Here is a 20429-nt window from a genome sequence, read left to right on the forward strand (position 1 = left end):
GAAGATCGGTTTGGAAAAGCATGCACTCATAACAGGTGGTGGGACAGGCGTAGGGGCTGAGATAGCCCGCCACCTCGCGGGGGTTGGTATCAACGTCACCGTTGTTGGGCGCAGACGCGAGCCGCTTGACTTGGTCGCAAGTGCCAACAGCCGCATCAGCGCTGTTATAGCAGACATCACCGATGAGGTGTCCGTTGGACAGATGTTTGAAAAAGCGGCTGAAGCAAACGGACCAATCAACGTCGTGATTGCCAACGCGGGTGCTGCAGAATCTGCACCTTTTGGAAAGATCGAGCGGGAAGACTTCCAACGCATACTCGACATCAACCTGACAGGCACATTCTTGACCTTCCAAAAGGGACTGGAATGCCTGAAAAGGCAGGAATATGGGCGTTTGATCGCCATCGCCTCAACAGCAGGTTTGCGCGGCTATCCCTATGTCTCGCACTACGCCGCAGCCAAACATGGTGTCGTCGGTATGGTCAGATCACTGGCACTCGAACTTGCCAGCAAGCCATTTACGGTCAATGCTGTGTGTCCTGGATTCACAGAGACCCCAATGTTGCAACGCTCGATCGAAAACATCATGCAAAAAACCGGAATGAACGAAGAGCAGGCACGGTCCGCTCTTTACAAGGACAACCCACAGCAACGCTTCATCCAACCGGGCGAAGTCGCCGCCACAGTGGCATGGCTCATCGGAGATGGTGCGCGCTCAGTGACAGGGCAAGCCATTTCGGTATCAGGGGGCGAGACCCAATGACAGCCTCACAGGAAATGCTCAAAGCTGACAAGACAACCGACGACAAGTCCCGCGTTCGCCTCTGGTTGAGGCTGCTCCGCGCCTCTCGTGCGATCGAAGGCGAACTGCGAGAGCGGCTAAGGACAACCTACAACGTGACGCTGCCACGCTTTGATGTCATGGCAGCACTTTACCGCGAGCCAGAGGGCATGCTCATGTCCCAGCTCTCAAAATACCTGATGGTATCCAACGGCAACGTCACCGGCCTCATAGATCGCCTGACCACGGACGGACTGGTTCAGCGCACATTGAGAGACGGAGACCGGAGAACCTCTGTGGTTTTGCTGACCAAAGAAGGCCGCGAGAACTTTGAGCAGATGGCAGCAAGTCACCGCGAGTGGATCAATGAGCTGCTCTCTCACTTTTCTCCCGATGAAGCAGAGAGTCTTGCTGAAACCCTGAAGGTATTTGCAAGCGATTGGGAGGGGGAGGCCCGATAATGCTGACAACTTACAAAATGGCGAATTTGCAGCCAAAGCATTTCATCTGGCGCATGGAAGGCGATGTCGCAGTCATCCAATTGGACCGCCCTGACCGCAAGAACCCGCTGACCTTTGAAAGCTATGCCGAGCTGCGCGATACATTCCGCGATCTCGCCTATGCAGATGACGTCAATGCCGTTGTGATCGCGTCTAACGAAGGCAACTATTGCTCAGGCGGAGATGTCCATGACATCATCGGTCCACTTGTCGCCATGGACATGAAAGACCTGTTGAAGTTCACGCGCATGACAGGCGATCTGGTGAAAGCCATGATCAACTGCACCAAGCCGATTATTTCAGCCGTGGATGGCATCAGCGTTGGTGCTGGGGCAATCATGGCCATGGCATCAGATCTGCGCATCGGCACGCCACAAGCAAAGACAGCATTCCTGTTTACCCGTGTAGGGCTTGCAGGCTGCGATATGGGCGCCTGCGCAATTCTTCCGCGTATTATTGGGCAGGGACGTGCTGCAGAGCTGCTTTACACAGGCCGGTCCATGAGCGCAGAAGAGGGTTATACTTGGGGCTATTTCAACTCCATGTCTACCACAGAAGCACTTGAGGCCGATGCCATTCGCATGGCACAGCGCATCACTGCAGGACCAAACTTCGCGCATGGCATCACCAAGACCCAGCTCAACCAAGAATGGAACATGGGTCTGGATCAGGCAATTGAATCCGAAGCACAGGCGCAAGCCATCTGCATGCAGACCAAAGATTTTGAGACCGCCTACAAAGCTTTTGTTGCAAAAGAAAAACCGGTCTTTGAGGGGGCATAAATGGCTGACACCACCTTCCTCACATGGCCGTTTTTTGAAGAAAAACACCGAGAGCTGGCCGAAGCCATAGAAAACTGGTGCTGCGAAAACCTTCCAGCTGACCACTCTGACACGGATGCTGCCTGTATCAAGCTCGTTAATGATCTTGGTGCCGCTGGTTTCCTGAAGCTCACTGCTGTTGATCCGGCAGATCCCAAACCGCTGGATGTCCGAAGCCTGTGCATCATGCGCGAAACACTGGCCCGTCACGACGGTCTGGGGGACTTCGCCTTCGCCATGCAGGGTCTGGGAACAGGCGCCATCAGCCTGTTTGGCACGCCAGAACAACAGCTGTGGCTCAATAAAACCAGAGCAGGCCAGACACTCTCTGCGTTTGCGCTAACAGAACCAGACTCCGGTTCAGATGTCGCAAATATAGAACTTTCCGCCATCCGCGACGGCGATGACTATGTGCTCAATGGCGAAAAGACCTGGATCTCCAATGGCGGCATTGCAGGCCTTTACGTTGTCTTCGCAAGGACGGGCGAAGCACCGGGTGCCAAAGGCATCAGCGCCTTCATCGTACCCGCGGATACATCGGGCTTAACCGTTGAAGAACGGCTGGATGTGATGGCACCTCATCCTCTGGCACGGTTGGGCTTCAAACAACTGCGCATTCCAGCAGCGAATCGCATTGGGGGAGCTGGAGAAGGCTTCAAGATCTCAATGTCGGTTCTGGATGTCTTCCGCTGCACCGTCGGCGCCGCCGCACTGGGCTTTGCCCGCCGTGCATTGGAAGAAGCCGTAGCCCGCGCAACAACTCGCAAACTGGGGGATGGCGTGCTGGCCGATATGCAGATGGTCCAGGGCCATCTGGCGGAAATGGCAATCGACATTGATGCCTCTGCACTCCTGATCTACCGCGCTGCATGGACGAAAGACATGGGGGCAGCACGAGTATCTCGCGAGGCTGCCATGGCAAAGCAGTTTGCAACCGATCAGGCCCAACAAATCATTGATAAGGCGGTACAAATCCACGGGGGCGAGGGCGTCCGCTCAGGCAATACTGTCGAAAAACTTTACCGTGAAATCAGAGCTCTTCGCATCTACGAAGGCGCATCCGATGTTCAAAAGATAATAGTAGCAAGGCAATTGCTTTCTCAGGAGGGGAGAAATGCTGGGACCAAGCGCGCACAAGGACACCTTCACAAGGGACAGGCTGCCACCAATTGATCAGCAGCCAGTTTTCCAGCTGGAGGGGTTTGAGTACCCAGACTACATCAACGCCGCAGTAGAGTTGACCGACAAGATGGTTGAACGCGGCTTTGGTGACAACATTGCTCTCATCGGCAATGGCAGAAAACGCACTTATAAAGAGCTTGCGGACTGGACCAACCGCATCGCTCGAGCTCTGCAGGAGGATTACGGAGTAGAACCGGGCGACCGCATTCTTATCCGCTCAGCAAACAACCCGGCGATGGTCGCCTGTTGGCTGGCTGCCACAAAAGCAGGCGCTGTGGTGGTCAACACCATGCCAATGCTGCGGGCTGGCGAGTTAAGCCAGATCGTCGACAAGGCCGAAATCAAACTGGCCATGTGCGATCTTCGCCTCATGGAAGAGATGGAACGTTGCCTTGAGCAGAACGACCATCTGAGCAAAATCGTGAGCTTCGATGGCACGGCCAACTTTGCCGGTGAGATGGATAAGGTCGCACTGTCAAAGCCCGTCCAGTTTGAGGCCGTTCAAACGGGCAGAGACGATGTCTGCCTGCTGGGTTTCACATCTGGCACCACCGGACAGCCGAAGGCAACCATGCACTTCCACCGCGATCTGCTGATCATCGCAGATGCCTATGCAAAGGAAGTGCTGAACATCCAGCCATCGGACGTGTTTGTTGGCAGTCCACCACTGGCCTTTACATTTGGCCTCGGCGGCTTGGCAATTTTCCCGCTTCGTTTCGGCGCAACCGCTACTCTGCTGGAAACGGCAGGACCCAAACAGCTTATTGAGATCATTGAGACTTACAAGGCAACGATCTCGTTCACAGCACCAACGGCTTACCGCGCCATGATGGCGGCAATGGAAGAGGGGGCAGACCTGTCCTCACTGCGCATCGCAGTCTCAGCGGGAGAAACATTGCCAGCACCAGTGTTTGAGCAATGGAAAGCAAAAACCGGGATTCCGATGCTGGATGGGATTGGCGCAACAGAAATGTTGCACATCTTTATTTCCAACCATTTGGAAGATGCCATGCCAGCAACCACTGGCCGGGAGATCAAAGGATATTCCGCAAAAGTGGTTGATGAAAACATGCAGGAGGTTCCACGCGGCACAGTTGGCAAACTTGCAGTAAGAGGACCAACCGGTTGTCGGTATATGCAAGATGACCAGCAGCAGAAATATGTTCGTGACGGCTGGAATTTGACAGGTGATGCCTTTTATCAGGATGAAAAAGGGTATTTCCACTTCGCAGCCCGCGCAGACGACATGATTATCACGTCCGGCTACAACGTTGCCGGGCCAGAGGTCGAGGCTGCTCTGCTAAGCAGCCCGGAAGTGTCCGAGTGTGCTGTTATAGGCGTGCCTGATGAGGACCGGGGACAGATTGTAGAAGCACATGTGGTGTTGGTGGAGGACCACCCACAAGATGCAGACGTAATCAAACGTCTTCAGGACTATGTAAAATCTACTATAGCGCCCTATAAATACCCTCGTTCACTTAAACTGGTAGATTCGCTACCAAAAACCGCGACTGGTAAAATTCAAAGATTCCGTCTGAAGGAACAGCTGGTCGAGGATAAATCAGGGGAACTTATATGAAAAAACTCGTTTCAGCCGGAGTAGCCGCCCTTCTGTGTTGTACAGCTGGCGTGGCGCAAGCCGAAGTTAAAATTGGCATGATCACCACCTTGTCAGGCGGTGGCTCCACACTCGGTATCGACGTCCGCGATGGCTTTGAGCTTGCTCTCAAACAAGCAGGCGCATCCGATGTTAAGCTGCTGGTAGAAGACGACGCCCGCAAACCGGATGTTGCCAAAAAACTGGCAGACAAGTTCATTCAAAAAGACAAAGTAGATATCCTGACAGGTATCATCTGGTCCAACCTGGCAATGGCTGTGGTTCCAGCTGCCACCCGCAAAGGCACGCTCTATATCAGCCCGAATGCTGGCCCATCTGCGCTGGCTGGTAAAGCTTGCCATGAAAACTACTTCAACGTGGCTTGGCAGAACGACAACCTCCATGAAGCGATGGGATCTCACGCCAATAAAGCTGACTACAAGAAGACCTTTATTCTGGCACCAAACTACCCAGCTGGTACCGACGCTCTGAAGGGCTTCAAGCGGATGTACAAGGGCGAGTTGGCAGGTGAACTCTTCACCAAGCTTGGTCAGGACGATTACGCAGCAGAAATCGCACAAATCCGCGCTTCTGGTGCAGATAGCGTGTTCTTCTTCCTGCCAGGTGGCATGGGCATCGCGTTCATGAAGCAGTACGCACAGTCTGGCGTTGATGTTCCAGTCATGGGCCCGGCGTTCTCCTTCTCACAGGACATTCTGCCTGCGATTGGCGATGCAGCACTCGGCGTGGCAAACTCCTCACAGTGGGGTAAGGACATTGAGAGCGAAGTAAACGCTAAGTTCGTCAAAGGCTTCAAAGAAGCATATGGCCGCCTGCCTTCCCTTTACGCCTCTCAAGGTTACGACGCTGCAAATCTGATCCTCTCCGCAATGGAAAAGGCAGATGTCAGCGACAAGGATGACTTCCGCGCAGCTCTGAAAGAAGCCGACTTCGCTTCTGTGCGCGGTGACTTCAAGTTCGGCAACAACAACCACCCAATTCAGGACATTTATGTTCGCGAAGTGGTGAAAGAAGATGGCCAGATCACCAACAAAATCATTGGTGTCGCAATCAAGGGCCATCAGGATGCATACGCATCCAAGTGCCGAATGAAGTAAGCCAACGCATTGAAGTAAAATAATAATCAGCGGGGAAACCCTAATCCTTCTCCGCTGATCCCCTATACTGATGTCACAATGAAAAAGAAGCCTCGGGAATATCATAAATGACGGCAGCTTTGATTTTTGAGCAGGTATTGAACGGGCTGCAATTCGGTCTCACTTTGTTTCTGATGGCAGCTGGCCTCACGCTGGTCTTCGGCGTTATGGGCCTGATCAATCTCGCTCATGGCTCGCTTTACATGGTCGGTGCCTTTTGTTGCGCTTGGATCACTCAGCAGACTGGCTCTTTCTGGCTTGGTCTGGGTGGTGGTGTCCTTGGAGCAGCAGCAGCTGGTGCACTCATCGAAATGCTTGTCATCCGCAGGCTTTATGACCGCGATCACCTCGATCAGGTACTGGCAACCTTTGCTCTTATTCTGATCTTTTCTGAAGGCACCCGTATGGTCTTCGGTTCCATGCCACTTTACCTCAACATTCCGGCAGCTCTGGGGGGCACCATGGCGTTGCCCGGCGTAGAAGCTTATCCGGTCTATCGCCTGTTTATCATTCTGGCAGCACTGGCAGTTGCCCTGCTTCTCTACCTGCTTATTTCCAAAACGCGCCTTGGCATGCGGATCCGCGCCGGTGAAAGTGACCGCGAGATGATCGCTGCCTTAGGCGTTGATATCAAAACGCTTTACACCATCGTTTTCGCATTGGGTGCCGCGATCGCAGGTCTGTCTGGAGCTTTGGTCGGCGCATTGCGCTCCGTACAGGTCGGCATGGGAGAACCTGTGCTCATTCTGGCCTTCGTGGTCATTGTGATTGGCGGCATTGGCTCCATCAAGGGCGCTCTCATCGGCTCCATCCTGATTGGCCTCGTAGATACTCTGGGACGTATTTTCCTGCCCGTCATCCTGAAGTTCTTCATGGAAAATGCCAGTGCAAACAGCATCGGGGCAGCTCTGTCATCCATGCTTATCTATCTGATGATGGCAGGCATTCTGGCCGTAAAACCAAAGGGGCTTTTCAATGCAACGAACTGATACAGCTCCAAAATCCATCAACATGCCAAAGCTGAGCCGCGAGACCGTCGTCAACATCGCAGTCATGGCAATCCTGCTGGCTCTGCCGCTCTGGGCGTCTTCTATCGGAGAAGACTACTACGTCAATCTGGCAAGCCTGATCACCATCTTCGCCATTGCTGGCGTTGGCCTCAACTTTGCCATCGGGCAAGGCGGAATGGTCAGCTTCGGCCATGCAGCATTCTTCGGCATTGGCGGCTACACCACTGGTATTGCAGCCTTTCACAGCTTTGAAGAAACCCTCTTCATGGCCATACCGTTTGCGATCTCGGGCACCAACCAGATGCTCATCATCTGGATCGTTGCAATGGTCATTTGCGGCATAGCAGCCCTCGCAATTGGCGCAATTTCGCTGAGAACCGAGGGCGTCTACTTCATCATGATCACTCTGGCATTTGCCCAGATGATCTACTATTTCGCCATTTCCTGGCCGACATACGGCGGTGAAGATGGGCTCTCAATCTACCTACGCAATGAGCTTCCAATGGTGGACGCCGAAAGCGCGCTGACCTTCTTCCTCGTCTGCTTTATCCTGCTCCTCGGTGCAATCTTCGTCTCAGCACGCCTGTCAGGCTCCCGTTTCGGAGCAGCACTCGGCACTGCTCGTATGAACGAGACACGACTGGCAACCTCGGGAATTGACCCGTTCCCGATCAAGCTCACAGGCTTCGTTATCTCCGCAATGATCACCGGCCTTGCTGGGGCACTGTTTGCCGAGTTGAATGGCTTTGTAGGCCCCTCAATGCTCTCCTGGCACCGTTCTGGCGAGATTATGGTGTTCGTCATCCTCGGCGGCGTCGGGCGCCTCTACGGTCCTGTAATCGGCGCAGCGCTGTTCGTGCTGCTGGAAACCTATATCGGCGAGTGGACGCAGCACTGGCAACTGCTACTTGGCCTGGCCTTGCTTGGTGTCGTTCTGTTCGCCAGAGGTGGCGTCATGGGCATGATCGCAGGGAGAGCACGTCATGACTAAACCGGTTCTTGAAGTCAAAGGCCTGCACAAATCCTTTGGTGCTTTGCAGGCGACAAAAAACGTATCTCTGGATCTGAAACCTAATGAGATTCATGCTCTTATCGGACCAAACGGTGCGGGCAAATCAACACTCATCGGCCAAATCGCAGGTTGGATCACGCCCGACAGCGGCAGCATCTATCTGGATGGCGAAGACGTGACCTCAGAGACGGTTGCCAGTCGCTCTCGCAAAGGCCTTGGAAGAAGCTTTCAGGTCTCTTCACTGGCTATGGAAGTCAGCGCCCGTCGCAATGTCATGCTCTCCGTACAAGCCAGTCAGGGCTCCAGTTTCCGCTTCTGGAAGCAAACCAAGTCCGACGAAGAACTGCGCGAAACCGCTGGAAACTGGCTTAGAAAAGTCGGCCTCGGTAGTCGCGAAGATATCGCGGTCTCGGAACTCTCTCACGGTGAGCGCCGTCAGGTGGAAGTCGCCTGCGCTCTGGCTCTCAAGCCGAAAGCACTGCTACTGGACGAACCCATGGCAGGCCTTGGCCCGACAGGCTCTATTCAGCTCACTGAATTCCTTGAGGAAATTCGCCCGGAAATTCCGATCCTGCTCATTGAGCACGACATGGATGCCGTGTTCCGTCTGGCTGATCGCATCACGGTTCTGGTGGGCGGCGCAGCCATTCTGTCAGGCTCGGTCGATGAGATCCGCGCCAGTGCGCTTGTCAGAGAAGCCTATCTCGGGGAGGAAGCCTGATGCTGTTGGAAGTCAAAGGCTTAGAAGCCCATTACGGCGCCGCACAAGCGCTGTTCGGCGTAAACCTCTCCATCAATGAAGGCGAGATGGTAGCGATGCTTGGCCGCAACGGCATGGGCAAATCCACCACAATAAGCTCTATTTGTCAGATGGTTACGCCAACCAAAGGCACCATCGAATTCTGCGGCCAAAGCCTGAACCGCATGTCCAGTCACAAAGCTGCCCGCTTGGGTCTGGGATTGGTGCCAGAAGGTCGCCGCTGTTTCCCGAACCTGTCTGTTCTGGAAAATCTGAGCGCAGCCGCCCGCAAAGGTGCGTGGACGCAGGAGCGCGTCTATGACTTGTTTCCACGCCTTCAGGAGAGGAGAAGCCAGAGCGCAAACACGCTGTCTGGCGGAGAGCAGCAGATGCTCGCCATCTCCAGAGCATTGATGACAAACCCGAAATTGCTGATCCTTGACGAAGCAACAGAAGGTTTGGCACCGGTTGTACGCGGGGAAATCTGGCAGGCGATTGCGAGGCTTAAAAAGGAAGGGCTGTCCATTCTCATCGTCGACAAGACGCTTAAGGAGCTCCTTCCGCTGGCTGATCAGGCCGTCATTCTGGAAAAAGGCGAGTCAGTCTGGGCAGGCCGCCCGGACACACTCACCGAGGAAATGAAGGACAGATACCTTGGTCTTTGAACGCACGATCAAAGTGATCTTCCAGCACTGCGATCCCGCTGGAATTGTCTTTTATCCCCGCTACTTCGAGATGATCAATCAGGTCACAGAAGAGTGGTTTGAGCAATCGCTCGGCACGTCGTTCGTAGACATTCATATAAATCAAGGGGATGCAGTCCCCACAGCCAAGATCGAAACAGAGTTCAAAAAACCAAGCAAGCTTGGTGACGAACTCTTATACACGCTTCAGGTTTTAAAGCTCGGTCGCTCCAGTGTCCATCTGGAGTTCACAGTCACCTGCGCAGACCAGCTTCGGCTCACAAGCCGCTCGGTCATTGTCTACGTCACAGGCGCAGACAAAAAACCAGTGAGCTGGCCGCAAGCCATTAAAAAACAAATGGAATTTTTCCTGAAGGAAGAGGGACCTTCATGACAACACAACAAGCACTGTTCAAATTTCTCCAGCCGGAAGGTTGGAAGCCTGCTTCTGGATATGCCAATGGCATAATGGCAGAAGGCACACCAATCTTTTTGGGTGGTCAAATCGGCTGGAATGGCCAGCAGATCTTTGAGAGCGATGATCTCATTGACCAGATCAAGCAAACGCTTGAGAACATTCGCGAAATTCTAGCCACTGCTGGCGCGAAGCCAGAGCATGTGGTGCGCCTGACGTGGTATGTGGTCGACAAGAAAGACTACACCGCTCGCCTGCGCGAAGTTGGCGAGGCGTATCGCTCTGTGTTTGGCCGTCATTTTCCATCCATGACCATGATCCAGGTGGCTGATTTGGTGGAAGATCAGGCCAAAGTGGAAATTGAAGCAACGGCAGTACTGCCAAGAGCGGAATAACGTGATGCGGGATTGGGACGCGGCCTATCATAACTCCGGTGCAGTACCAAACGCACAAGAGCTGTTTAATCAATGGGTTGAACGCTCCAAAGCGTTTCGCGAGACCTCAAAAAATCAACTGGACGTAGCCTACGGAAGCGGGGAGAGAGAGAAGCTCGACCTGTTCTTCCCGCAAGGCACTGAGGCGTCCAAAGGGCTCGTCATGATTGTTCATGGCGGGTACTGGAAGGCCTTCGATAAATCCGCCTTCAGCCACTTGGCGAAGGGGGCCGTCGAGATGGGGTACACCGTTGCCGTGCCTTCTTACGACCTTTGCCCTGAAGTAAAAATAGCCACTATTACCAATCAGATGCAGCGAGCTCTTGAAGTTGCAGCTGAACAAGTTGAAGGATCGATTCACTTGACCGGTCATTCTGCTGGTGGTCACTTGGTAGCGAGGTTGGGCTGCAAAAAACGGATGATACCAGATAGTATCACTAGTCGGATCAAGCACATCCTCGGCATCAGTGGGGTCTATGATCTGCGGCCAATCCGCAGGACAGCAATGAACGACACTCTGCATATCGACGAAGCGGAGGCGCTGGCAGAAAGTCCGGCGCTACACGAACCTCTTGATAACCTACGCTTTACCGGCTGGGTTGGCGCTGAGGAGCTGGCAGAGTTTCGGCGGCAAAATGCAACCCACTGCGCAATGTGGGGCGGTTTCGAAACACACATCACCGCCTATGAGGATCCGGGCAAAAACCATTTTACCGTGGTAGAGGCGCTGGAGCAGCCCAACAGCCTCCTCCTCACAACTATGTTGAATACATAATCACAACCTACTGAAATATATAGACATTATAAAAGCCACGCGACTTTGCGTTCTTATGTGTAATTTTGCGTGGTTTAAGTGATTCATGCGTTACTTTAAGTTGCTATGTAACTGCGTTGATGAATTCATTTCATCAGAAAGCACCCCTCACAGCAAACGACACAGCCCAGCGCATCAGATTGAAAAGCCACCCTATAACCTCCACTCGTCTTAACCTATTGGATAGCCTATTCACCAAATGGAGAGTTGTGGAACTACTACCAGCCGCTCTAAGGTTGACCCAACAACGCGAACCGGAGTTATCCGCCCAGCGCGGCTTGCAGGTACACTTATCTGACAAGCCAGCTCTGCAAGGCATCAACTCTGGAAACGGGCACTTTCCAAGAGGCCCGTATGCGCAGGACTTGGCTGACTGGGGAGGCATATGTGACAGCAGCAAAAGCGGGACCACTTTCGGGACTTCAGGTGGTGGAGATGGCAGGCCTTGGCCCAGCGCCCATGGCCGGACAATTGCTTGCAGATCTGGGAGCCGATGTCATCGTCGTCGACCGCCGCACCGGCGAGCGGATCGACAAGGATGTCAACCGCCGAGGCAAGAAGTCCATCGCTTTGAACATGAAGAGCGAAGAGGCCGTCAAAGTCTTCTTCTCCCTCGTTGAGAAAGCCGACATCCTGATAGAAGGCTTCCGCCCCGGCGTAATGGAGCGCCTTGGCCTTGGGCCGGACGAATGCCTCGCCAAGAACCCGGGCCTGATCTATGGCCGCATGACCGGCTGGGGGCAGGACGGGCCACTGGCTCATGCCGCCGGCCACGACCTCAATTACCTCGCCATGACCGGCATGCTCCACGCCATCGGCGAGGAAGGCCGCCCACCAGTCCCACCACTCAACATGGCGGCAGACTACGGCGGCGGGTCCATGTTCCTGCTGCTGGGTGTGCTGTCAGCATTGTTTGAGCGCACCAGAAGCGGCAAAGGGCAGGTGATCGATGCAGCCATGGTCGACGGCGTGCCAGCCATGGTGGGCCTGATCTACTCCTTGCTGGGTCGCGGACTTTGGCAGGACAAGCGCCAAACGAACCTGCTGGACGGTGGCGCCCCGTTCTATCAATGCTACGAAACCTCAGATGGGCGCTATCTGTCCGTTGGCTCTCTGGAACCTCAGTTCTTCGCTCTGCTGCTGAAAGGGCTGGACCTCCCGCAAGAGCTTTCCAAGATCCAGATGAACATGAAAGAGTGGCCTCAGCTGGAAGAGCAAATCGGCACTGCCATCAAAGCGAATACGCTGGACCACTGGACCGGCGTCTTTGCGGGAACTGACGCCTGCGTTGCCCCTGTGCTCTCCATTGAGGAGGCAAACGCAGCCTCTCTCAACACCGAGCGCGGCAACCGCATCCGCCTCAACGGCGTCACCCAGGCAGCACCCGCACCGCGCTTCAGCCGCACAGTTCCGCAAACACCTGAACCAGCAGGAAGAACCGGAGACGATACTGCACAGGTTTTACAGCAGCTTGGTTTCTCTGAAGCTGATATCGTTGATATGCAAAAGAGCAAAACTTTGGCCTGAATCTGCGACAATTAACGATGCGAAACAAACTGTAAACGGAGGGGGCCTCAGCACTCCCTCCCACGTCATAACTGCCTCAGCCCAATCCTCTGAGCACATCCCATGACTGAGGACATCCTCTCGAATCTCCTAGGGTAACTTTAATCAGGTTACTGCGAAGGAGTGCACCAGAGTATGCTGGTAACAGATGCATTTGTATTACTGTTTCTTGTTACGCAGGGCCTCTTTCTCGTCGCCTCATACGTCTTTGCTGTATCTGGCGCAGATGACCTGTTCGTTGACACCCTCTATTACACCTTCGTCGCCTGGTATCGCAGCCCCTTAGCGGGCAGAACCGAAGAACGTCTGTTTGAAGAAACCGGGCACGTCCCGCCCAGACCGCTGGCCATCATGCTACCTGCATGGGATGAAGCCTCAATCCTCTATCCCGCCGTTACAGGCATTATGCGCAGGCTGGACTATCCATCCTATTGGATCTTCATTGGCGTCTACCCCAATGACGCAGCCACGCAGAAGGCTGCAAATCGTCTGGCAGCCGAACATGACAATCTGCGCGTCGTTACCACCAACAATGACGGCCCAACCTGCAAAGCCGATTGCGTCAACACCATCATTGCCGAAATAGAGAAGTTCGAACAGGAACAGAACATCTTCTTTGCCGGCATAGTCATGCAGGACGCAGAAGACATCCTCAACCCAAACGCTCTGCACGTTTTCAACGCCAGCCTTGAACTTGCCGATGTGGTGCAACTGCCTGTCCTTTCCTTACCCCGTAGACGCCGGAACCTGACAGCCGGCCACTACATGGACGAGTTTGCCGAGTTCCATTCCAAGGAAGTTCTCGTCAGGGGCTTCTTGACCGGAACAGTTCCGGGCGCTGGCGTTGGCACCTGTTATTCCAAGAAAACCATCGAGACAGCCAAATCCATTTCCGGCACAGACGAGAACGGCATACCGGAAGTCTTCAACATCGGCTCCTTGACGGAAGATTACGACCTCGCCATGCGGCTCACAGGGAAGGGGCTCACCCACCACCTGCTCTGGGTCCACCCGGCAAAGAAAAGCGACCACACGGACTTTGCAGTCACGCAGGAGCTGTTTCCCTCCGGCTTCTGGCAAAGCGTACGCCAGAAAACCCGCTGGACCATCGGCATCGCGTTTCAGGGCTGGGCACAGCTGGGGTGGAAAGGAGGGCTCGCTGATAAATACTTTTATTGGCGCGACAGGAAGATGGTGTTCTTCAGCCACGCCATCATCATCGGGTACATCTCGCTTTTCTTCTACTGGGGCCTTCGCCTCTATGAGCGTCTGGCACCGGATGCCTACCATTTGCCGCCACTTCTGCCAGAAGACAGCCCATTTTGGTATGTAATCTGGTTCAACGTGCTCCTGCTCGCCCACCGCCTTATCCAGCGCCATATCTGGACAGGCTACCATTATGGACTGCGCGCATTGGCACCTGTGACCCTGCGCTACTTCGTATCCATCATCATCAACTACATCGCCATGATGCGCGCCATCAAAACATGGATCCGGCATCTGGGCACTGGCGAAGTCATCGGTTGGGACAAGACCGCTCATGACTATCCGGAGGAAGAAAGTCTGGAGCTTGCAATTCCTGTAGAGCAGGAAGCACAAACATGACCCGGCCCCAAACGCCCCACAACACACGCGGGAATGCCAATCGAAACTCGGCATTCTATCTGCTGTGGGTCATCATGTTTGCGCTTGGCTTATCCATCCCAACACAATCGCAAAATCCAGCTCCGCCTTCACAGAGAGTCAGCCCTGCGCCTTACACCCTCCAGCAAAAAGACGAGTACTACATCAGCTTGCTGAAGGACCGACAGGACAGCCAATCCCTATTGCAAAGCACGTGGCGCGGCTACCGCTCCTATCCCTTGCTGGACCTTGCCTACCGCCTGCTGGCAGAGGGGCGAAGTGAAGATGCGCTGAAAGAACTGGATGAGCTGCTGAAACAAGACCCCGATCATCTTGTGGCCCGCTGGCAAAAAATCCAGCTGCTCATCGGCCTCAATCGCCCAATCGCAGCAATTGACCAATTAGAGATCCTCCAATCTCAAGCCCCCGCTTTCAGCCGCGGCTACCTTTCGCTCGGCCACCTGCAAATGCTCACGGGCGAGTATGCGGAAGCCTTTGATGATTTCCGGCTGGCGATAGAGACTGGCAAATTGCTGCCGAGCAACCGGGAAGAAGCCCTTGCAGGCGCAGCAGAAGCAGCCATCAAGCTTGGCAAAACCAAGGAAGCTCTCCATGCACTGAACATTTTGCGAGAGCTGGGCGCTGCCACCCCAAGACAAAGGCTCATCAGAGCGGATCTTTTGCGCAACTTCAATCAGCTGGAAGAAGCCCGTAGCGAATGGGACGAGCTTTCCAAGCTGGACAACGCACCAAGAACCCAGCGCACAGCAATTTTGAACGAAGCCTTCCTCTTTCTTGCGCAAGGCAAAGACGAAGAAGCCTACCGCTTGCTGCTGCGTGGTGAAATGAATGGACTGTTTACGGGCCGCCAATCTTCCGCTTTAGAACAACGCACATTCGCCAGAGCCCTGGCCGCCAGCGCGCTCAATTCTGGTCATCTGGATGAGTTGCTGACCTTCCTCAACCCCGGGCGCATTGATCAACTGGGACTGTCCACGCGCGTTCAGCTGGCCTACGCTCTGGTGAAAAAAGGCTCCAGCGCCGAGGCAGAAATGGCGCTTCTGACAGCGGATGGCAGGATCCTCGACACCAAAGCCTCCGGTCCGGAAGAAGCCGCCAACTACTATCTGGCACTGGCAGACATCGCCATTCGCGCAGGAGATGATACCAGAGCGGTCACCGCAGGCCGATTGCTGATCAAGCTCACCCGAAGCCCGGAATACGGTCTGCAACTCAGCATGCTTGCTCTTAACAACGGCTGGGAAACACAAGCCATCAACGCGCTGGTGGAACTGCGCGCCATCACCCAGTTTACCGACCAGCAGAAATCTCCGGAAGCCTGGGTCGAGTTGTTGCAAACCCTTTCAGATCTGGCGCGGCGGGCAGGGGATCTGGATCTCGCCAATCAGGTTCTCAAAGAAGCTGAAACGTTAATGCCCAACTGGCGCATCACAGCAAAAAGAGGGCAGGTCGCCCTGCTCTCCAACCATCACCGCATCGCCTCCGCTGTTCTTCAGGATGCTCTTGCACGAGCCCAAAGAGCCCGTGCTGACGGCGCCTTCAACGAAAACGACAAGAAAGCCTATGCACGTCTTCTGTTTGATCTGGCAGCCGTTTCTGCAACCAATGAAGACTGGACCAGCACGCTTGACTATCTGATCGCAGACTGGAAGCTGCAGCCAGACTCGACACTCGTTCTGCCAGCATATCTCATGCTTAAGGAAAGCACCGCAGAAGGCGTCACGGCCCGCATGTGGCTGAACTACGTTTTCAGCTACACCAACACAGCAAACCTGTCAGACGAAAACAAAAACAGGTTTGCGATGGCTTTCCTTGCACTGGCGCGCCTCCTGAAAACAGAAGGGCAGCTTCAAGAAGCCGTGAAAATGTACCGCCAATCACTGCGACTGGCCCCAACTGCGGAAACCCGTTTGGAAGCCGCTTATCTTGCGCTGGAGCTCAATCACCCCAAAAGAGCTCTCATGTTGTTGCAACAACTGGACCAGACCCAAAACACAGACGCAATCATGGCGATCAGGTGCGAGGCCTACCGCGTGCTTGACCGCAATCTTGAGGCCCTGACATGCGCGCAACAGGAGCTTCAGGCTCAGCCCTTGAATGCCGACAAGCACCTGACGCTAGCCAGCCTCTATCTGCGACTGGGAGACAAAGAGAAAGCCAGACAGGAACTACAGCGAGCGTATGAACTCAGTCCAAACCTCGCCACAGCAAGCCAGCTCGGGTTCCTCTATCAGGAGCTGGGAGAATATGAGGTCGCGGAAGACTGGTTTCTGGAATCTTTTGAAGAACATGACGATCAGAGCGCTGGCATGGCACTGCTCTACCTCAACCTGCGCCAAATGGATTATGATGAGGCAGCACGCCTCCTTGCCAGACTGGATGTCTCCAAGCTCTCTCAACAGCAAATGGCCGGCTACTACGCCGCCCGGGCCCAGCTCACGCTCCATCAGAGCAATCAATCACCCGAAGCACTGGCAAGCGCTCTGGTGGACCTGCGCAAAGCACGGTCCATCGCCTCGACGCCGGACATCCGCTTTTCCATAGTTCAGGTTCTGTTACAGCTGGATCAGCTAGAGGAAGCTGACGCCGAATACGAAAACCTGCCAGCAACTGACCATAAAAACCCGGCCACACTTGCTTTGGGTGGATATCTTGCCCGTGCTCAGGGCGACAATGATCTGGCAATCACCCGCTTTGAAGCCTCACTGGAGGAAAAGCCAGATCAGGCGAACCTGCTGGAAGATTTGGCCTATACCTATCTGGCAGCCTTTGAAAACAAGAAGGCCGCTGACCTGTTTCGCAAGCGGATTGATGTGCTGCACCAGCATCAACGCAATATTTATGAACAGGACAAGCTGGAGCGCTTCCAACGGCAGCTCCGCATTCTGGAAATCCCGATCAGCTTCCTGTTCTTTGACGGCATCAGCCCCTCACGGCAGAATGAAGAAGAGATAACAGGCGCGATCCTGGGTATCCCGTCCAGCAGTCCGTTCGGTACATTCGAAGTGGCATGGCGTCCGCCCGTCATCGGTTACCAGAATGGCCGCGTCTTCGAGATCATCGCCCGTGCCCAGTGGCTCAACCAACGCTACAGCTTCCGCCCGGATCCTGACACATACCAGACCATCGTCGGCCTGCGCTTCAAGCCGTTTATGACGCAAAACCTGAAAATCGGTCTGGAGCGGTTCTTCAAAGGTGGCAGCATCACGGAAGACAACTGGCTGGGGAGGGTGCTTTGGTCCTTCACCCGCGGAAACGACTTCCTCCCGCTCTACGATTTTTACTCCGGTGAGCCTATCGACAAAGAACCCTACATCAGCCTCTATCTGGAAGGTGGTCGTTTCTTTGAAAAGGAAAAAACCATTTTGTTCTATGGAGATGGCCGACTTGGTTACACTTTTAGGCTCGATCCTAACCTGATTTTGTCGCCCTTTGCGTATTCCATAGGGAGCGGAAACTGGAACTCCCAAACCAGCGCTGTGGCAATTGAAGCAGGGCTGGGAGCATCTTTGAAGTGGAGAGGGTGGTACACCGAAGCCTATGGTGACCTGCTTCAGCTGGAAGTGTTCGGGCGTGTAGGACACGAAGTATTAAACACAGATGACAGTGAGACCAGCCGAGTGCTTCTTGGACTTCAAGCAAACTTCTAAACTCTTCGTTCTTGGAGTGTTCTGCCTCGCTCTCATCGCATTCATGATGATCTTTAAAGCCTATGCGCGGCAGGATTCTGGCACCAAGGAATGTATTCCTATACACATGAGCTTCATCCAACCATGGGGTGATGAATATTTTCCTAGCCCCAGATTATGGCGCAGCGAACTCCTTGCACATCAAAGACTTGGCATTGAAGAGGTCATCCTACAGTGGACCATGTGGGGCAGCGATCTTCAGGGGGAAATCAAGCTGCCACTCTGGCTCGAAGCTGCAATCATGGGCGCAGATGAGGCGGGAGCCAAACTCTGGTTCGGCCTGCGGTATGATCCAACGTTCATGGAGAAACTGCAAAAAGATGGCCAGGCCTATCTGGACAATCGCTTAGCGGAAACCGAAAAACTCGCTACCGCGATAAAGGCCCAGATCAGCTACACCGCTCATCCTACTGAGGTTTTTGCGGGCTGGTATATACCAGATGAAATTGATGGCAATCTGCTGTTGGATAGCAAGCTCAAAAAGCTCGTCACCGGATACACCAAACAAACCCGCGCAATCTTGAACCGCATCCTCCCGGGGCCTGTTGCCATCTCTGGATACACCGATTTGAAGACCATTCCGCGAAAACTGGCCACACAATGGAACAAGCTCATGGCAAAATCATCCATGGACATTCTGCTGCTGCAGGATGGGCTAGGGGCCAAGCTTATGGAACCTTATTCCAGCCGCAACCTGCAACGCGCCATCAGCGCCGCCTTCAGCACACAAGATCATACGGTTATTCCAGTGGTGGAAATCTTCGAGATTGATCCAAGAACAGCAGATTTCAGCACAATCCCAACCTCGCTCGGCACCATGAAAAGCCGTTTGAAGAACGCAAGATTTTCGGCCACGCAGCCTTTGGCCTTGTTCTCGTTGTCCAGTCATATCCTGAAGTTCAACAACAAACACAGTCGCGAGATCAAAGAGTTTCTTACTGAGAACGCTCATGTCTGCATTGCAAACGCATTGGCTAATGTAGAAGCTGCCGAATAATCACAAGGACCATAGCGCAAAAGACGAAAGAGCCAGAGATCATCGGAGCGGGCCCTAACAAAGTGCTGTGCATCATAGGCACCCGTCCAGAAGCTATAAAAATGGTGCCGGTCATCTCTGCAATCGCAAACTGCCCAAACCTACACGCCCATGTTCTAATGACAGGCCAGCACCGCGACATTGCATCCAATGCACTTGAATCCTTCGACATTCACCAGATCAACTGGCTCGACGTATCCAGCACCAGCCACAGGCTAGCCGATCAGGCCGGCGAACTGCTCAAAGGCATAAACGCTGTGCATCATCCCAAATACGCATTGGTCCACGGCGACACCACAACAGGCTTTGTCGGCGCACTGGCCAGTTTTTACAGCGCCATTCCAGTCGGCCACGTGGAAGCCGGACTACGCAGTGGTGAGCTGCAGGATCCATTTCCCGAAGAAGCCAACCGACGATTGGCAGACCAACTGTGCCATAGGCTGTTCGCTCCAACATCCATCGCCAAAGACAACTTGCTGCGCGAAGGCCTGAGCAACGAGAAAATCCTCACCACAGGAAACACGGTGGTCGACGCCGTTCGACATCTGGCACAGAAGATCAAACCGGCACGAGAGCTCGACGAGCTGAAAGGTGTTCTGGGGCAGCAAAAGCGATTGGTGCTGGTGACCACACATAGACGTGAAAATTGGGGCGATCCCATGCGCCATATCTGCCAGGCCATAAAACGCATCACAGAAGCCCTTGAGGATTTGCAAGTCATTTTGCCAGTCCACCCAAATCCGGTCGTCAAAGACATGATCGAGTCCGAGCTCAAAAATACACCGCGCATCCATCTGGTCACGCCATTGTCTTATGAAGCGCTCATCGCACTGGAACGTGATGCCGATCTGATCCTGACCGACAGCGGCGGCATACAGGAAGAAGCACCGGAGTTCGGAACACCGCTGCTGATCCTGCGCAAGACCACAGAGCGACCAGAAGCATTGACCAGCGGCCTTGCAAAACTTGTCGGCACATGCGAGCAAACCATCATCGATGAAGCCGCGCACATCTTGAAATGCAAACACACTCAGATCGACCGCCAAAACCCATTCGGCGATGGCCATGCATCACAACGCATAGCGGCTGCCGTAGAAAGTCACATAAACTCAGCAGACTAGCTCCATTCTGGTCTTTGTAATTTAAGTTCCATAATCTACCTTATGCGTATTTTATATGTCAGCGCAACGCTAAACTGTCTATCCCTTGCAAACTAAAAATGGTAAGCGTCCGGCGAACCCGACCTGACGATTCTAGCTTTGCTGCTCTATCGTACGTGTAGTTTTATCTGCATGGACTTTGATGATGATAGAAAGCCAAGGACGGCGCTGGAGTGACGATGAGAAGCG

General features: G+C 54.1%; 18 protein-coding genes. All 18 read left to right on the forward strand.

Annotated elements, in window-relative coordinates; translation table 11 throughout:
* Positions 1–10 precede the first annotated feature (10 nt).
* The 18 genes from PsAD37_RS16285 (at position 11) to wecB (ending at position 20201) form a co-directional block, all read left to right on the forward strand.
* Positions 11–763 (forward strand): SDR family NAD(P)-dependent oxidoreductase, encoded by a 753-nt coding sequence (locus PsAD37_RS16285; protein ID WP_063297047.1) that lies wholly within the window; start codon positions 11–13, stop codon positions 761–763.
* Positions 760–1242, forward strand: a complete 483-nt coding sequence (locus PsAD37_RS16290; protein ID WP_063297048.1) for a MarR family winged helix-turn-helix transcriptional regulator — start codon at positions 760–762, stop codon at positions 1240–1242. The genes PsAD37_RS16285 and PsAD37_RS16290 overlap by 4 nt, the downstream gene beginning before the upstream one ends.
* Complete coding sequence (locus tag PsAD37_RS16295) at positions 1242–2063, forward strand: enoyl-CoA hydratase family protein (RefSeq protein ID WP_084407869.1); 822 nt, start codon at positions 1242–1244, stop codon at positions 2061–2063. The genes PsAD37_RS16290 and PsAD37_RS16295 overlap by 1 nt, the downstream gene beginning before the upstream one ends.
* Positions 2064–3275 carry an acyl-CoA dehydrogenase family protein gene (locus tag PsAD37_RS16300; RefSeq protein ID WP_063297049.1) on the forward strand — a complete coding sequence of 404 codons (1212 nt, stop codon included), beginning with the start codon at positions 2064–2066 and terminating at the stop codon, positions 3273–3275.
* The gene (locus PsAD37_RS16305; protein ID WP_193778278.1) at positions 3217–4863 is read left to right on the forward strand and encodes an AMP-binding protein; all 1647 of its coding nucleotides are present in this window, start codon (positions 3217–3219) and stop codon (positions 4861–4863) included. The genes PsAD37_RS16300 and PsAD37_RS16305 overlap by 59 nt, the downstream gene beginning before the upstream one ends.
* Positions 4860–5999: an ABC transporter substrate-binding protein gene (locus PsAD37_RS16310; RefSeq protein ID WP_063297050.1), complete on the forward strand. Its 1140-nt coding sequence runs from the start codon at positions 4860–4862 to the stop codon at positions 5997–5999. The genes PsAD37_RS16305 and PsAD37_RS16310 overlap by 4 nt, the downstream gene beginning before the upstream one ends.
* Positions 6000–6106: 107 nt before the next feature.
* Positions 6107–7027 (forward strand): branched-chain amino acid ABC transporter permease, encoded by a 921-nt coding sequence (locus PsAD37_RS16315; protein ID WP_057463887.1) that lies wholly within the window; start codon positions 6107–6109, stop codon positions 7025–7027.
* On the forward strand, positions 7014–8039 hold the full coding sequence (locus PsAD37_RS16320; RefSeq protein WP_063297051.1) for a branched-chain amino acid ABC transporter permease: 1026 nt from the start codon (positions 7014–7016) through the stop codon (positions 8037–8039). The genes PsAD37_RS16315 and PsAD37_RS16320 overlap by 14 nt, the downstream gene beginning before the upstream one ends.
* Positions 8032–8781 carry an ABC transporter ATP-binding protein gene (locus PsAD37_RS16325; protein ID WP_063297052.1) on the forward strand — a complete coding sequence of 250 codons (750 nt, stop codon included), beginning with the start codon at positions 8032–8034 and terminating at the stop codon, positions 8779–8781. The genes PsAD37_RS16320 and PsAD37_RS16325 overlap by 8 nt, the downstream gene beginning before the upstream one ends.
* Entirely contained in the window at positions 8781–9464 is a 684-nt protein-coding gene (locus PsAD37_RS16330; protein ID WP_063297053.1) for an ABC transporter ATP-binding protein, read from the forward strand. Before PsAD37_RS16325 ends, PsAD37_RS16330 begins: the two co-directional genes overlap by 1 nt.
* Positions 9454–9876 carry a thioesterase family protein gene (locus tag PsAD37_RS16335; RefSeq protein WP_084407871.1) on the forward strand — a complete coding sequence of 141 codons (423 nt, stop codon included), beginning with the start codon at positions 9454–9456 and terminating at the stop codon, positions 9874–9876. Before PsAD37_RS16330 ends, PsAD37_RS16335 begins: the two co-directional genes overlap by 11 nt.
* Entirely contained in the window at positions 9873–10292 is a 420-nt protein-coding gene (locus tag PsAD37_RS16340) for a RidA family protein (protein WP_063297054.1), read from the forward strand. The genes PsAD37_RS16335 and PsAD37_RS16340 overlap by 4 nt, the downstream gene beginning before the upstream one ends.
* A 4-nt stretch (positions 10293–10296) precedes the next feature.
* The gene (locus tag PsAD37_RS16345; RefSeq protein WP_063297055.1) at positions 10297–11106 is read left to right on the forward strand and encodes an alpha/beta hydrolase; all 810 of its coding nucleotides are present in this window, start codon (positions 10297–10299) and stop codon (positions 11104–11106) included.
* A 426-nt stretch (positions 11107–11532) separates the two neighbouring features.
* Entirely contained in the window at positions 11533–12672 is a 1140-nt protein-coding gene (locus PsAD37_RS16350; protein WP_063297062.1) for a CaiB/BaiF CoA-transferase family protein, read from the forward strand.
* A 174-nt stretch (positions 12673–12846) separates the two neighbouring features.
* Entirely contained in the window at positions 12847–14316 is a 1470-nt protein-coding gene (locus tag PsAD37_RS16355; RefSeq protein ID WP_063297056.1) for a glycosyltransferase, read from the forward strand.
* A complete protein-coding gene (locus PsAD37_RS16360) occupies positions 14313–18005 on the forward strand; it encodes a tetratricopeptide repeat protein (protein WP_084407873.1) in 3693 nt (1230 codons plus the stop codon). Before PsAD37_RS16355 ends, PsAD37_RS16360 begins: the two co-directional genes overlap by 4 nt.
* Positions 17983–19041 carry a DUF4434 domain-containing protein gene (locus tag PsAD37_RS16365; protein WP_208991915.1) on the forward strand — a complete coding sequence of 353 codons (1059 nt, stop codon included), beginning with the start codon at positions 17983–17985 and terminating at the stop codon, positions 19039–19041. Before PsAD37_RS16360 ends, PsAD37_RS16365 begins: the two co-directional genes overlap by 23 nt.
* A 62-nt stretch (positions 19042–19103) precedes the next feature.
* On the forward strand, positions 19104–20201 hold the full coding sequence (wecB, locus tag PsAD37_RS16370) for a non-hydrolyzing UDP-N-acetylglucosamine 2-epimerase (RefSeq protein ID WP_208991916.1): 1098 nt from the start codon (positions 19104–19106) through the stop codon (positions 20199–20201).
* Positions 20202–20429 lie beyond the last annotated feature (228 nt).

The sequence above is a fragment of the Pseudovibrio sp. Ad37 genome (genome assembly GCF_001623075.1).
Lineage (GTDB): Bacteria > Pseudomonadota > Alphaproteobacteria > Rhizobiales > Stappiaceae > Pseudovibrio.

Bases quoted from the DNA above. Each gene is read 5' to 3' on its own strand.
- PsAD37_RS16290 (WP_063297048.1), top strand. From the start codon at position 760: ATGACAGCCTCACAGGAAATGCTCAAAGCTGACAAGACAACCGACGAC.
- PsAD37_RS16295 (WP_084407869.1), top strand. From the start codon at position 1,242: ATGCTGACAACTTACAAAATGGCGAATTTGCAGCCAAAGCATTTCATC.
- PsAD37_RS16300 (WP_063297049.1), top strand. From the start codon at position 2,064: ATGGCTGACACCACCTTCCTCACATGGCCGTTTTTTGAAGAAAAACAC.
- PsAD37_RS16305 (WP_193778278.1), top strand. From the start codon at position 3,217: ATGCTGGGACCAAGCGCGCACAAGGACACCTTCACAAGGGACAGGCTG.
- PsAD37_RS16310 (WP_063297050.1), top strand. From the start codon at position 4,860: ATGAAAAAACTCGTTTCAGCCGGAGTAGCCGCCCTTCTGTGTTGTACA.
- PsAD37_RS16315 (WP_057463887.1), top strand. From the start codon at position 6,107: ATGACGGCAGCTTTGATTTTTGAGCAGGTATTGAACGGGCTGCAATTC.
- PsAD37_RS16320 (WP_063297051.1), top strand. From the start codon at position 7,014: ATGCAACGAACTGATACAGCTCCAAAATCCATCAACATGCCAAAGCTG.
- PsAD37_RS16325 (WP_063297052.1), top strand. From the start codon at position 8,032: ATGACTAAACCGGTTCTTGAAGTCAAAGGCCTGCACAAATCCTTTGGT.
- PsAD37_RS16330 (WP_063297053.1), top strand. From the start codon at position 8,781: ATGCTGTTGGAAGTCAAAGGCTTAGAAGCCCATTACGGCGCCGCACAA.
- PsAD37_RS16340 (WP_063297054.1), top strand. From the start codon at position 9,873: ATGACAACACAACAAGCACTGTTCAAATTTCTCCAGCCGGAAGGTTGG.
- PsAD37_RS16345 (WP_063297055.1), top strand. From the start codon at position 10,297: ATGCGGGATTGGGACGCGGCCTATCATAACTCCGGTGCAGTACCAAAC.
- PsAD37_RS16355 (WP_063297056.1), top strand. From the start codon at position 12,847: ATGCTGGTAACAGATGCATTTGTATTACTGTTTCTTGTTACGCAGGGC.
- PsAD37_RS16360 (WP_084407873.1), top strand. From the start codon at position 14,313: ATGACCCGGCCCCAAACGCCCCACAACACACGCGGGAATGCCAATCGA.